The following is a 14,168-nucleotide window of genomic DNA, read 5'->3' on the forward strand; positions in this document are numbered from 1 at the left end:
ATTTGATTGGAGTATCTATATGAAATGGTTCCCACTTGTTGGAGGTATAATTGCCTTATTAGCTGGCTTCTATCTCTTTATAAATCCTGTAACGGTTGTTGCAACTCTGGGTTGGTTCATTGCTTTATTTATCTTTATTTATGGCATTTCAAATTTAGTACGCTACTTGCAAGCTGATTCTTATCACCGTAGCCCTTGGTATCTGGTTCAGAGTATCCTTGCTATTATTTTTGGTATCATTTTACTATCCAGCTCAGCAATGTCACTTTCAAATACTGTCATGACTATTTTAGCATACTGGCTACTGGTATCTGGTATTTTACGACTTTTGGGTGGTTTCCAAATGCAAAAAATTAATTTCCCAGGTGCCAAATCCTATAAACGTTCGGCTTATATTGCACTCATTTTAGGTATTATTTTACTGGTTCAACCTACCTTATCAGCAGCCATCATTGGAAGATTTGTAGCCTTTATATTAATAGCAATTGGAGCTTCGGCTATTTACACTTTTACTCGTATTAATTATTAAAAGGACATGTTTCGTGTCCTTTTTTTATCTATTGATGACGTCATTTACTATTTGAAAATTGGCTATTATATAATTCGTAATAAAATCCTTTATCTGCTAGGAGTTTCTGGTGATTACCTTGTTCGATGATTTGACCATCCTTTAGAACTAAAATGTTGTCTGCCTCTTGAATCGTTGATAGACGGTGTGCAATGACAAAACTAGTTCTTCCTTCCATCAATTTTTTCATAGCTTTTTGAATAAGCAATTCCAACCTTGTATCAACAGATGAAGTCGCTTCATCTAAAATTAAAATTTTAGGATCTGCTAATAAAGCACGTGCAATAGTCAACAGTTGCTTTTGTCCTAAGGAGATATTGCTTGATTCTTGATTCATCACCATATTGTAGCCACCAGGTAACGTTCGAATAAAGTGGTCAACATTCGCAGCTTTGGCAGCAGCAACTATATCCTCATCACTGGCTTCAAGATTACCGAATCTAAGATTTTCTTTTATTGTACCTTCATATAACCAAGCATCTTGCAACACCATGCCAAATTGTTGCCGGAAATCTTGGCGTGATAGGTGTCTAATATCGTGACCATCTACGGTGATAGCACCTTCACTAACATCGTAGAATCTCATGAGTAAGTTTATAAGTGTTGTCTTACCTGCACCTGTTGGCCCTACAATTGCAATCATTTGCCCTGGTTCTACATCTAAGTTAAAGTCGCGGATAAGTGGCTTATCCGGAGAATAGTGAAAATCGACACCATGAAAGCTGACTTGACCGGTTAAGTCATGGCTCAATTTTTCAGTGACTTGATTGGCTTCCTCTTCTTCATCTAAGACTTCAAAAATACGTTCTAAGGAAGATTTTGCACTTTGCAAAACACCTGCTAATTGTGTAATGGTTTGAACGGGTTGACTAATTTGCCAAACATACTGCACAAATGCCTGCATGTTACCAATTGTTAAGGTACCAGCAATAACTTGTAAACCGCCAACAAATGCAATGATAAGATAAATAAAATCAGAGATACTATTCAATACTGGCATCATAATTCCTGAAATGAAGCTAGCTTTGAAACCTACATGACGTAGATTATCCGTTATATCACGAAATTCTTGACTAGACGCCTCTTCTCTACCATATAATTTTATGATATTGAAACCAGTTAATTTCTCTTGTACAAAACCATTCAGTTCTCCCAGAATCTTTGCCTGTTCTTTAAAGTAAGGTTGGGATCTTTTTAGTATCGCTTGTGCACTAAAATAAGTTACAGGAATACAAGCAATGATAATCATGGCTAATGGTACATTTAGATAAAGTACCATAACGACTACTAGAATAATACTTAAAAAAGCATTGATAATCTGTAAAAAGCTCTGTTGTAAAGCATTTGAGACCGTTTCAACATCACTTGTAAAACGTCCCAACATATCTCCAAATTGGTGCTTATCAAAATACGATACAGGAACTTTATTGATTTTACGATTCAAATCATGACGGATATCACGGATACTTTTTTGAACGACAGTAGTCATAAAATAATTTGAGCCATAAGAACCTAATTCATAGAAAACACCTCTGAAAAAATAAATAATCAGAATACCAGCAATATAAGGAACGTTCAATTCTGCCCCAGAAACTCCCTTAGCCATATCAACAAGGTTAGCAGTCAACTCTGTTATCGCTAACCCTAAAATAAAAGGCTCCAGAATACTCATAAAACTAGATAAAACTTTCAAAAAAATCGCTAAGAAAAGAGTAGCTTTGTAGCGAGTTAGGTAAGACCATAATCTCAAAAAAATAGATTTTTTTCTCATACAATCACTCTCCTTCTGATAAGTTTTGGTTCTTCAGTTGTGACTCAGCGATTTCACGATAAATAGCATTATTTTCTATTAATTGAGCGTGGGTACCACGACCGACAATTTCGCCTTCATCAAGGACAATAATCTGATCAGCATCCATAATCGTACCCACCCTTTGAGCAACTATCAAAACCGTAGAATCACCGGTTACTTCTTTTAGACGCGCTCTTAAAGTAGCGTCTGTCTTATAATCGAGAGCAGAAAATGAATCATCAAAAATATATAAATCTGGATCTTTAACAACAGCCCTAGCAATGGATAACCGTTGTTTTTGACCCCCAGAAAGATTGCTCCCACCTTCAGCTAAATGCGTTTCAAAGGCTTCTTGGTGACTCTCAATAAACTCTTTAGCTTGAGAAATATCAACCGCTTGTCTAAGATCATCAATAGTAGCATCAGCTTTTCCATATTTTAAATTCTCTCCTATTGTCCCTGTAAATAAAAGAGCTTTTTGGGGGATAAATCCAATCTTTTGGCGAAGTGATTTAAGGTTATAATCTCTTACATCAACTCCATCTACTAAGATTTTTCCAAGTGTCACATCATAAAAACGTGGAATCAAATTAACAAGAGAAGATTTTCCTGAACCTGTTGAACCAATAAAAGCAATTGTTTCTCCAGGCTTAGCTTTAAAAGAAATATCATGCAAAACGGGACTCTCTGTTTCTCCTGGATAAGCGAATGTTACATTATCAAATTCTAAATGCCCTTTAAGTTTCGTATCCGTAACACCTTCGGTATTAGGATTAATAGAAATCGGCATATCCATTACCTCTCTAATACGATGGCTAGATACCACCATACGAGGATACATAGTAAAAAGATTGGCAAATAGCAAAAATGAAAAGAGAGCATGGAAGCTATATTCGATAAAAGCAACTAAATCCCCTATTTTAATAGCACCTCTTTGTAAGGGATCCAAAGCAAACCAAACGATAGCCACAATCATTGCAATAATAATTTGAACGAAAAGTGGTTCTGTTAGCCCTGTTAATTTAAAAAGACCAGTTGAAGTATCTGTGTAACGTTGGTTAGCGACTTGAAATTTTTGTGATTGAAAATTCTCTCTTGCAAAGGCCCTAACAACGCGTAACCCTGTTAAATTTTCACGAACATATTGATTGATTTTATCAAGCATAGTCTGTTGTCTTTCAGATAAAGGTTTTGTTTTTATAGCTACATATAAAATGACTCCTACCAAAAGAGGCATCGCAACCGCTACAAGCCAAGCCAAAGATGGACTCGTAATTAGTATCATAACCACGCTAAAAATCATTACCATAGGAGTTACTAGGCCTAAACGTAAAGACATTTCAGCAAATTGCATCAAAACAAAAGTATCGCTTGTCATACGTGTCACTAGTGAAGATACACCTATCTGTTCATATTCATGATGGGAGTATTCTTGAAGCTTAGCATACATATCATTACGCATATCTCTAATCATTGTTGTCGTTAAGCGACTAGATGCGTAAGTCATCGTAATACGCCCAATAATACCTAGTACAACAAATATAAACATGATGAACGTCCACAGATAAACTCCAGTCCGATCACCTTTTGTAACGCCATTATCAATCATACCCGCTAAGGCTGTGGGCATTCCTAGGATAACCGTCACAAAAAGCATAGCTCCTAGTAAATCAAGCCATAACCAATTTGGGTACCTTTTCAAATAAGACCAAATATATGCCATATATGTCTCCTTTTCTTTCCTCTTATCTCAAAATAATTAATCCATGTTCACTAATCCACTTTCAACTTATAAATCTTTAATCATCCAAATATCCATAGCTGTATGACCTTGATCATTTGCTATTGGTTGCGATAAGGCACAATATCCCATATGCTTATAAACCGCAGTTGCCCTACTCAAAATACTGGCTGTCTCTAAATAAAGTTGTCTATACCCAATTTTTCGAGCTTCTACTTCAATCATTTTCACTAAATCAGTAGCAAGCCCCTTACCACGGAAACGTTCTGCAATGTACACCTTCTGCATCTCTGCAATTAGATTTTTCAGCGGACCAAAGCCGCTTCAGCCAATAATCTCATCTCTCTCCTCAATGACAAAGAATCCTGACTTCTCTATTTTTTCGTAGTATGAGGTCAAGTGATCTAAGTGAGGGTCTGAATATGCTGTACCAGGTTTATCTAAATCATAGGCGCGTAAACTCTGTCGAATTAATTGTGTAACTGCTTGGTCATCATTTTTAATAATCGGACGGATAATCATGTGTCTAACCCACTAAGGTACTCATAACGGTCATACTTTTCTAGAAGTGCTTCATTTTTTGCATCTAATTCCTTTTGTAAATCAGATAACCTTGTAAAATCACTACCACATGTTTGCATATCATCTTCTATACGAGTGATAGTATTTTCCAATATCATCATATCGTCTTCAATTGTCGCCCATTCTTGTTTTTCAAAGTAAGACATTCTTTTACGACTTTGCTTTTCACGACTTGTCTTGGTACTCTCTTTTTTACTGATAACTTCATTATTTTGCTCATTAAATGCTTTTTCATCTAAATAATCAGTATAATTACCAAAAAATTCACGGATATCGTTATCTTCAAATGCAATAATTTTATTAGCCACTTTATCTAAAAAGTAACGATCGTGACTAACTGTAATCACAGGACCACCAAAGCCTTGTAAAAAATTTTCAAGAACAGTTAATGTAGCAATATCTAAGTCATTTGTCGGCTCATCAAGTAGTAACACGTTAGGCTTTTCAATCAGGATTTTTAAAAGGTAAAGTCGTTTTTTCTCACCACCTGATAATTTTGCAATTTGTGTTCCATGTGTCGAACGTGGAAAGAGAAATTGTTCCAATAGTTCTGTCACACTTGTTGTACCGACACTAGTTTTAACCTCATCTGCAACCTCTTGCAAATAATTAATAACACGTTTTGAGCCATCCATATTATGAAGTTGTTGTGAAAAGTAACCTACACGTATCGTTTCACCAATAGAGACATTACCCGAATCCGGCTGTAAATCTTGAACAATTAAATTAAGTAAGGTTGACTTTCCAACACCATTATCTCCAACGATGCCAATACGGTCTTTATTTTGAATTAACAAATTAAAGTCTTTCAAGATAGATTTATCTGGGTAAGAAAAAGAGACATTTTCAAAATTAATAACCTTTTTCCCAATTCGACTTGTTTCAAATGTCATTTCCAAATCGCTTGTATCGCTTGTTTGGTGTAAATCGTTTTTTAGATTTTGAAAACGATTAATACGAGCCTGTTGTTTCGTTGCACGAGCTTGTGGCTGAGTACGCATCCAAGCTAGTTCCTGTTTATAAAGCTGTTTCTTTTTATGTAAACTAGCAGCATCACGCTCGTCTTGTTCTGCACGAAGTCGGACATAATCCTGATAATTGCCTTGATATTCTGTAATCTGTGCCTTATCTAATTCAAAAATACGTGTTGCAACATTGTCTAGAAAATAACGATCATGAGTTATAAAAAGCACTGTCTTTTTACTATTTTTCAAAAAATTCGTTAACCATGCAATAGTGTCAATATCTAAGTGGTTAGTAGGTTCGTCTAAGAGCAATAAATCTGCATCATTTAATAATACTTGCGCTAATTGAACACGTCTTCGTAATCCTCCTGATAATTCACCAACCGACAACTGCAAATCAGTAATACCTAATTTGGATAATACTGTTTTGACTTCGCTCTCAATAGACCAAGCATCTAAAGAATCCATTTCTGCCATTACTTTCTCTAGACGTGATTGCTTACTTTCTTCGTAGTGATTAAGCAATAATTCATATTCTTTAATTAAAGCCATCTCTCTTAAGTCAGAAGAAAGTACGGTGTCCAAAATTGTCTGAGAATCATCAAAGTCTGGTTCTTGTTTTAAATAAGCAATCTTATAATCATTAGCTGATGAAAAAGGGGAACGATCACCATCAAAACCTAATTCACCCGAAATAACATCTAATAGTGTTGTCTTTCCAGTTCCATTGACACCAATAATCCCAATACGGTCTAAACTATGGATGATAAATGAAACATTACTAAAGACCGTCTTATCACCAACCGACTTAGTCAATCCATCTACTAAAAAATCGCTCATATAATCCTCTCTAATCCATCAAGTACTGCTTAACAAAATGTAAAATAGCCTCTTCTTCATTAATCAGTTGTCCTAAAACAATGGCTAATTCAATTTGAGAGATAATATCTCCCATCTGTGGACCAGGTTTTATTCCTAATTTCTTGATTAAGGTGCCACCATTGACAACTATCTCATGCCTATCATGGATAGCTAACTCACTATCTAGTTGTTCTATTTTTTCGAAATCAACCATCAAGCCTCTTGCTTTGCGAATACCTTCCGCTTGTTTTATTATAGTTTTTCCATAACGATAAAGATGTTCTTTAGTCAATCCCATTTGTTCACGAATACGATAAACATCCACTATATGCTCAACATCTTTTTGAAAGTGAGTTGATGTCTTCCATTTTTTTAAAAAAGTCTTTGTGTGTTCAACTTCCATACTCAAGATGAGTGATGCCCAAGCTTGTTCTGATGTCTCAAATAAAAAATCTTTATCTAACTGGGACAAAAAGGCGCTTAATTGTAATTCCCTATTTTTTAAGCATGGTAGATAATTAAAAGCATGACTATCTATTAGTGCCAGCATTCCTTTACGCCAATAAGGTGCTAATAGAAGTTTATCAAATTCAATAAAAGAACGCTCAACAGATATTTTCTCCAATAATGGCGCGTGCTTTTTCATTGCCTCAAAAGTTGTTGTTTCGATATCAAAATTTAGACTAGCAGAAAAACGCAAACCTCGCATAATTCGAAGAGCATCTTCATTAAAACGCTCACTGGCGAGTCCTACTGCTCTAAGAAGGTGATTATCTAAATCATCCAATCCATGAAAGAGATCAATAACTTCTCCATCTTCATTTAAAGCAAAGGCATTAACTGTGAAATCTCGACGTTTTAGATCTTCTTCTAGCGACCTAACAAAATTGACCTGACTCGGACGCCTATAATCAACATAAACCTCCTCAGTCCTAAAAGTGGTAATCTCATATTCACCACCTTTTTCCAATACTAAGACTGTTCCATGTTCAATACCAACATCAACTGTCCTTTTAAAAATCTGCTTTGTTTCTTCTGGATAAGATGACGTTGCTATATCAACATCATGAATTGGACGGTCAAGTAAAACATCCCGAACACTACCACCTACAAAGTATGCTTCATAACCGGCTTTTTTTATCTTTTTTAATATTGGTAAAGCCTTCTGAAACTCAGAAGGCAAATAATTTAATCTCATCATACTATTCCAAATCTAAACGAACTAAAGTCGCATTATTATTTCTTATAAATGGATTCAGAAACAAAAAGAACTGCCTAAGGGACACTCCCTACCTACTCAAATTATCAAAAAAGAATCTCCTAACTTCTTCTTTGATATCTGCAATAAGGATCAACCTCCAAGCAACTCTTTTTATCACACATCAATTTTTTGGGGTAATACCAAAGGCAACCGCACCTTCACCAAGATGAGTTGCAATAACGCCACCAAATGATACAATTTCTAAATCGTCTTTAAGACCAGCTTTAGCTAACAAATTATATAATTGTTCTGCCTTATCTTGTGCTCTAGAGTGAATAATAGCAATATCATATTCACCATCTGCTGTCATTTCTTTGACAATCTCAGCCAAGCGTTTTAAGGCTTTTTTCTCTGTACGCACTTTCTCATAGACAACGATTTTACCTTCTTCATTAAAATGTAAGACCGGCTTGATACTTAAAAGGTTACCAATGATAGCTGAACCGTTTGACAATCTACCACCTTTTACTAGATGATTCAAATCATTAACAACAATAAATCCTTCAATTTTTTCAATTTGTGATTGTATCTTGTTAACTATGACATCAAAATCCATCCCTTCACGTGAACACATCAAAGCATTTCTAACTAAATTGCCCTGTGGTGCTGAAGTTATTTTAGTATCCGGAAAAGCAATTGTCAAATTTGGATGTTCTTCAATAAGAAACTGAATATTCTGCCAGAAACCTGATATCCCCGCTGCAATGAATAAACCAAGGACGTGTGTATACCCTTCTTTCTCCAATTGACATAAGAGATCATCTAGTTCAGCTAAGCTAGGCTGACTTGTTTTAGGTAATTCTTTTGATGCCGCTAGCTTATCATAATATTGGTCTAATGTCAGATTTTGTCCCTCAATATAAGTTTTACCATCAATGATAATTGGAATATCTAAAACATAGACATCTTCATGATTTTCGATAGCCTCAGGCAAGTAAGCTGAGGTATCCGTAATAAGTGCTAATTTCATTAACTATTAAACTCCAATGTTACTCCTGGTCTATCTAAAGCAATTTCTGTAACTTCATAAGTCAGACGTTTAACGATTTCTAAAAGAGGAGCTGCTAGATTCTCAACTTCATCTTGACTAAACTCACTAGGCTCATTGATAAGGCGCCCTTGGATATGAGCTATTTGTGAAATGACACCAGAAATAACAAACTCATCACGTACAATAACAAATTGTAACACTGCTACAATGCTCGTTACTTTTGCTGCTTCATCTCTATTAGCTAATTGGAAAGTAACTTCAAAATTTGTTTTTGGGGTACCATTTTCCTCTTCCCATTCTAAATTGCGCGCATCATAGTGGTATTGATTGACAAATTCTTGTTCACGAATGACTTCCATGTATTTTCTCCTTGATAGACAATATGTATTATTATAGCATAAATTTGTAGATTCTTAAAGCAGGTGGGAATCTAGAACTTCTTCTTAGGATGTCTATCAATCACTTCTTGATTGTTACTCAAGGCTGCTAAACCTTTTTCTGTAAGTGCCAACCCTCTGACAACAAACAACTTCCCTAATTCCTCTTCTGTAAAAGCAATAGCTATTGCCTGATCTAAATCAGAGCGTTTCATCTTTGACAAGCCTTTTACGTTTTTTTCTTTTAAGAATAGTTTTAAAAGTGGAGCAGATAAGTGATCTAAAGAATCAAGCGGTGACTCCATTCTTACAAATCCATTTTTTATTAAAAATTCTAGGTGTTCTTTTCCATTTATACCATAAATGTATTCAAAATATTTTGAAAAACTTGTTTCAGTTGTGAAAGTTCCAAACTGTATACGCCATAATAAGATAATATCTCCAGGCAAGAGTCCTTCACTAGTTTCTTCCATATTTTTCCTAGGAACAACTTTACTAAAATTAATTTCAGCTAAGTCTCTTTCAGGTGAGATATAGGGGATATTAAGATAATTTTTGTAAATTTCTTCAATAGTTTTCATAGTCATATTGTAGCAAAAAAGCGCTTATAAAAACAAGCGCTAAGGCATGGGGGAAGTCACCTTTTTGAAAAATTCAATTTCATTTTCTGATATTCTAACCATGTTAAAATTATCATGATAACATCAAATACACATAGAAAAATCATTAAAATGCTATGACTAGAAAAATATTCCCTTAGTTGGAAAATGATAAACCCAACGAAAACTAAAATTGATAAAGGGTAAGCAAATAATTTCTCTTTATGTAATAAAATAAGTGCTACTAATTTGATACCGCCATGAATTAATAGATAGATAGCGGCTAAATGACTAGCCGAATCATTAATATAACTGCTTATTTTCAAGAAATGAGCAGAAATAAAACCATGAATCCCACCGTGAACTTCACCTTCAGTTAAAAGAAATAGGAGATGTTTTATTTGTGTAGGTTTAAAATAATATAATAAAACGCCAGCTACTACTTGTCCGACTGCAAATAGCGTTTTTAGATACAACATAATTGAAAAACTTGTATCAACTAGTTTTGTTTCTTTTTCATTCCATTTAATCATTGCTTACCTCCTTTCCTCAATCATATTATCCATTTTTTTGCTTAAATAAATCATATCCTATTGAAAAAAGATTAGCAATTATTAATGATTAATCTACCATTCTTTTACAACATAAAAAGGCGAATAGACCCAATAACGATAGTTTATTCACCTTTTATTCAATGTAAATTTGGATAAGTTGAGATTAACTATTTTGTTTTACGGAACAAGCCAAAGAGTACACCTGAGACTATCGCTCCAATTAGAATAAATAGAATATAAAGTAAAGGATTACTTGTTAATGCGATGACAAAAATCCCTCCATGAGGAGCCATCAACTTGATACCAGCTAAACCAACAAGTGCTCCAGTTAAGGCTGAACCTACAATAAAGCTAGGGATTGCACGAGCTGGGTCAGCAGCACCAAACGGAATAGCACCTTCAGTGATAAAAGATAACCCCATAACGATATTTGTTAGACCAGATTGACGTTCTTCATTATTAAATTTATCTTTAAATAATAAAGTTGCCACAAATACTGCTAACGGTGGAACCATTCCTCCAGCCATTACAGCTGCCATAACAACAGAGCCGCCATTTGCAACAGTTGCTGCAAGAGTACCTGTACCAAAAACATAAGCTGCTTTATTAACAGGCCCACCCATATCTACAGCCATCATACCACCAACTAGTAAGCCCATCAAGACTGCTGAACTACCAGATAAACCTTGTAAGAAAGTGTTAAGAGCTGTGTTGATAGCTGCCATTGGAATGTTTACGAGCAACATCAAGAAACCTGTAATCAAAACACCTAACAATGGGTATAGAAGAATTGATTTAATACCTTCAAGCGATTTTGGGAGACCTGAAAGTAATTTTCTAAGTAGTAGGATAACTCCACCAGCTAAGAAACCACCTACTAAAGCCCCTAAGAAACCTGATGGCACACCTGCTAATGCTAAGGTTGCTTTCCCACCTTCTGCAAAAGGTACTTTACCGAATGCCAGTCCACTTGATGCAATTGAACCAGCTACGAAGCCAGCTACTAGTCCTGGTTTTTCAGCTATTGAATAAGCGATATAACCTGCCAATACTGGTAACATAAATGCAAATGCTGCGCCACCGATATTTTTGAATAAGGCTGCAATTTCATGGTATGAACCTAAATTACTTAATTGGTCTTTTGGTACACCAAGTATGTTATCAAAAAGGAAAGCAATCGCAATCATAATACCACCACCAATAACGAATGGTAACATTTGTGATACACCACCCATAAGGTGTTTATAAAAAGCAGAGCCTAAGCCTGATTTTCCATCAGATTCACCTGATTGTTTATCATTTTGATTTTTTGCATGATAGGTTTGTGCCTTATTATCGAGAATAATGTTAATTAAGTCTTCACTTTTTTTAATACCATCAGCTACCGGACGTGATACCAAAGGTTTGCCATCAAAACGATCCATCTCTACAGCCTTATCTGCTGCAATAATAACACCCTTAGCCCTTGCAATATCACTTGAAGTCAACTTATTTCCTACACCAGAAGCGCCATTTGTTTCAACTTTAATACCTACACCCATTTCAGCTGCTTTTTTCTTTAAAGCTTCTTCTGCCATATACGTGTGGGCAATTCCCGTAGTGCAAGCTGTTACTGCAACAATATAATCTGAACCTTTACTTGTTGATTGTACTGTTTGTGGAGCTACTGTTTCTTGAGAAATGCTATTACTATCAAAAGTAGCAATAATGTCATCTGGCGTTTTTGCTTGACGTAATTGATCAGCGAACCCTTCTTTTAAAAGATATTTAGATAGTTCTGCCAAGGCAGCTAAATGCGTATCATTAGCACCATCTGGCGCAGCAATCATAAAGAATAAATCAGTTGGCTGTCCATCAAGTGCTTCGTAATCAACACCTGATGCAGATTTTGCAAAAAGGACAGTAGCTTCTTTAACGGCAGCATTTTTACTATGTGGCATAGCGATACCATCACCTAATCCAGTTGATGTTTGTGCCTCACGCTTCATGATACCATCTTTAAAAATAGCAAAGTTTGTCACAACACCTGTGTCAACTAATTTTGTAATCATTTCATCAATTGCAGCCTCTTTACTGGTTGCTTTTAAATCCATAATCATAACTTCTTTTTTTAGTAGGTCTTGGATTTTCATAATTTTTCTACCTCAACTTTATTATAAATATCTTGGATAAACTCAGCTGTTGCTAAATCATCTGAGAAAGTGGTTGCTGTACCACAAGCTACGCCCCATTTTAGTGCTTCTACTGGATTTTTTGACTTAACAAATTCTCCTGTAAAGCCAGCTACCATTGAATCACCAGCCCCAACGGAATTTTTCACTTCACCCTTAATCGGTTTTGCAAAATATGAAGCTTCTGGAGTTACTAACAATGCACCATCCCCTGCCATAGAAACGATAACATTCTTAGCTCCTTTATCTAGAATCTTATGTGCATATTTTTCGATATCAGGCAGACCTTCTAGCTCTACGCCAAAAATATCTGCTAATTCATGGTTATTCGGTTTTACTAAAAGAGGCTGATAAGCAAGAGCGTCTAAAAGTGTCTGACCTTCAAAATCGCAAACAACTTCCGCTCCTGTCTTTTTAGCAATTGGAATCAATGTATTATAGACCTTATTTCCAAGGCTAGCTGGTGCTGAACCTGCGAAAACTACTGTGTCCTCAGGTGTTAGTCTCGAAAGAAGTTTCTCTAGACGATGAAGTTGTTCATTTGTTATCCTAGGACCCCCGCCATTGATTTCAGTTTCAATTTTTGCTTTTACTTTAACGTTGATACGTGTATCTTCATTAACAGAAACAAAGTCAGTTTTGATACCTTCTGATACAAGTCCATCTTCAACAAAATGTCCTGTAAATCCACCGATAAAACCTGTAGCAGTATTGTCAATTTTTAAGCGTTTTAATATGCGACTAACATTAATTCCTTTACCACCTACATATTTATCATCGCTAGTCATACGGTTAACACTACCCAACAATAGTGTATCTAGACGAACAATAAAATCAATCGATGGATTTAATGTTACTGTATAAATCATACTTGAATCACCTTCATTTTCTCTTTTATTATTGTCATAAGTTCTGAATCAGTCTTATTAGTTACTAAATTAATGTCATTTATCTCTTTCACTTTAGCAAATGTAACTTGTCCAATTTTAGATGAATCCATTAGAATAAAGGTTTGTTGACTATTATTAATAATAGCTTCTTTAATAGCAGCTTCTTCTAAATCTGGTGTAGTTAAATAAACTTCATCTATACCATTCATCCCCAGAAAAGCTTTGTCAACCGTTATCTGCCTAATCTGATTAATGGCTACCTGGCCAATACTAGCATCTGTTGAATGTTTAACCGCTCCTCCGATAATGATTGTTTTTATCCCTCTATCAACTAACTTTGCAGCATGATGAATAGAATTCGTCACCACCGTTAATTGCTCGTGAGGGAGAAAATCAATTAATAATTCTGTCGTAGTTCCGGCATCAATAAATATAACATCTTGCTTTGCTATCAGCTTTGCAGTTTGTCTAGCAATATCCAATTTTTTTTGAACGTTTTTGATAGATTTTTCTTGATTACTTAATTCCTGGCCAAGTGAGTATGGTAATTCAGCACCACCATGCACCCTTTTTAAAAAACCTTCAGATTCAAGTTCATCTAAATCCCTGCGAACTGTAGATTCAGAAGTCTCTAAGATAGACGTTAATTCATCTAAAGTAACACTCTTATTTTGCTCAAGTCGTGATAAGATAATTTCTTTTCTCTTTGACTTTAGCATAGTCCCTCCTTGAATTGAAATCGTTTGCAATTTAATTATATCTCTTTTTCTTTCAATGTCAAGCATTTTCTTCCAAAAACTATCAATAAACTAAAAA

General features: G+C 35.2%; 12 protein-coding genes and 1 pseudogene. 1 reads left to right on the top strand and 12 read right to left on the bottom strand.

The features are described 5' to 3' along the window. Nucleotides 1-19: 19 nt before the first annotated feature. Nucleotides 20-529 carry an HdeD family acid-resistance protein gene (locus A6J68_RS08210; protein WP_000870956.1) on the top strand — a complete coding sequence of 170 codons (510 nt, stop codon included), beginning with the start codon at nucleotides 20-22 and terminating at the stop codon, nucleotides 527-529. Nucleotides 530-569: 40 nt separating this feature from the next. On the opposite strand, the gene A6J68_RS08215 is transcribed toward A6J68_RS08210, so the two are convergent. The 12 genes and pseudogenes from A6J68_RS08215 to A6J68_RS08270 form a co-directional block, all read right to left on the bottom strand. Continuing rightward, nucleotides 570-2,339 carry an ABC transporter ATP-binding protein gene (locus tag A6J68_RS08215; protein WP_001227900.1) on the bottom strand — a complete coding sequence of 590 codons (1,770 nt, stop codon included), beginning with the start codon at nucleotides 2,337-2,339 and terminating at the stop codon, nucleotides 570-572. Nucleotides 2,340-2,343: 4 nt separating this feature from the next. Beyond that, nucleotides 2,344-4,083, bottom strand: coding sequence for an ABC transporter ATP-binding protein (locus A6J68_RS08220; RefSeq protein ID WP_000323510.1), 1,740 nt, complete (start codon nucleotides 4,081-4,083; stop codon nucleotides 2,344-2,346). 66 nt (nucleotides 4,084-4,149) lie between these two features. Next, a pseudogene (locus A6J68_RS08225) lies at nucleotides 4,150-4,623 on the bottom strand (GNAT family N-acetyltransferase). Beyond that, nucleotides 4,620-6,488: an ABC-F family ATP-binding cassette domain-containing protein gene (locus tag A6J68_RS08230; RefSeq protein ID WP_001279328.1), complete on the bottom strand. Its 1,869-nt coding sequence runs from the start codon at nucleotides 6,486-6,488 to the stop codon at nucleotides 4,620-4,622. The pseudogene A6J68_RS08225 and the gene A6J68_RS08230 overlap by 4 nt, the downstream one beginning before the upstream one ends. A 10-nt stretch (nucleotides 6,489-6,498) precedes the next feature. Next, nucleotides 6,499-7,707 (bottom strand): CCA tRNA nucleotidyltransferase, encoded by a 1,209-nt coding sequence (locus A6J68_RS08235; protein WP_001238954.1) that lies wholly within the window; start codon nucleotides 7,705-7,707, stop codon nucleotides 6,499-6,501. A gap of 184 nt (nucleotides 7,708-7,891) precedes the next feature. Beyond that, nucleotides 7,892-8,740 carry a DegV family protein gene (locus A6J68_RS08240; protein ID WP_000761620.1) on the bottom strand — a complete coding sequence of 283 codons (849 nt, stop codon included), beginning with the start codon at nucleotides 8,738-8,740 and terminating at the stop codon, nucleotides 7,892-7,894. Beyond that, a complete protein-coding gene (locus A6J68_RS08245; protein WP_000452062.1) occupies nucleotides 8,740-9,120 on the bottom strand; it encodes a DUF1149 family protein in 381 nt (126 codons plus the stop codon). The genes A6J68_RS08240 and A6J68_RS08245 overlap by 1 nt, the downstream gene beginning before the upstream one ends. Nucleotides 9,121-9,191: 71 nt before the next feature. Beyond that, nucleotides 9,192-9,725, bottom strand: a complete 534-nt coding sequence (locus A6J68_RS08250) for a hypothetical protein (RefSeq protein ID WP_000178078.1) — start codon at nucleotides 9,723-9,725, stop codon at nucleotides 9,192-9,194. 50 nt (nucleotides 9,726-9,775) lie between these two features. Beyond that, nucleotides 9,776-10,270, bottom strand: coding sequence for a DUF2127 domain-containing protein (locus A6J68_RS08255; protein WP_000598909.1), 495 nt, complete (start codon nucleotides 10,268-10,270; stop codon nucleotides 9,776-9,778). A gap of 188 nt (nucleotides 10,271-10,458) precedes the next feature. After that, complete coding sequence (locus A6J68_RS08260; RefSeq protein WP_000701401.1) at nucleotides 10,459-12,423, bottom strand: fructose-specific PTS transporter subunit EIIC; 1,965 nt, start codon at nucleotides 12,421-12,423, stop codon at nucleotides 10,459-10,461. Then, nucleotides 12,420-13,331 (bottom strand): 1-phosphofructokinase, encoded by a 912-nt coding sequence (pfkB, locus tag A6J68_RS08265; protein ID WP_000640758.1) that lies wholly within the window; start codon nucleotides 13,329-13,331, stop codon nucleotides 12,420-12,422. Before pfkB ends, A6J68_RS08260 begins: the two co-directional genes overlap by 4 nt. Then, complete coding sequence (locus A6J68_RS08270; RefSeq protein WP_000920254.1) at nucleotides 13,328-14,071, bottom strand: DeoR/GlpR family DNA-binding transcription regulator; 744 nt, start codon at nucleotides 14,069-14,071, stop codon at nucleotides 13,328-13,330. Before A6J68_RS08270 ends, pfkB begins: the two co-directional genes overlap by 4 nt. Nucleotides 14,072-14,168 lie beyond the last annotated feature (97 nt).

The organism is Streptococcus sp. 'group B' (assembly GCF_002073795.1).
In the GTDB taxonomy this organism is placed as follows: Bacteria; Bacillota; Bacilli; order Lactobacillales; family Streptococcaceae; genus Streptococcus; species Streptococcus agalactiae.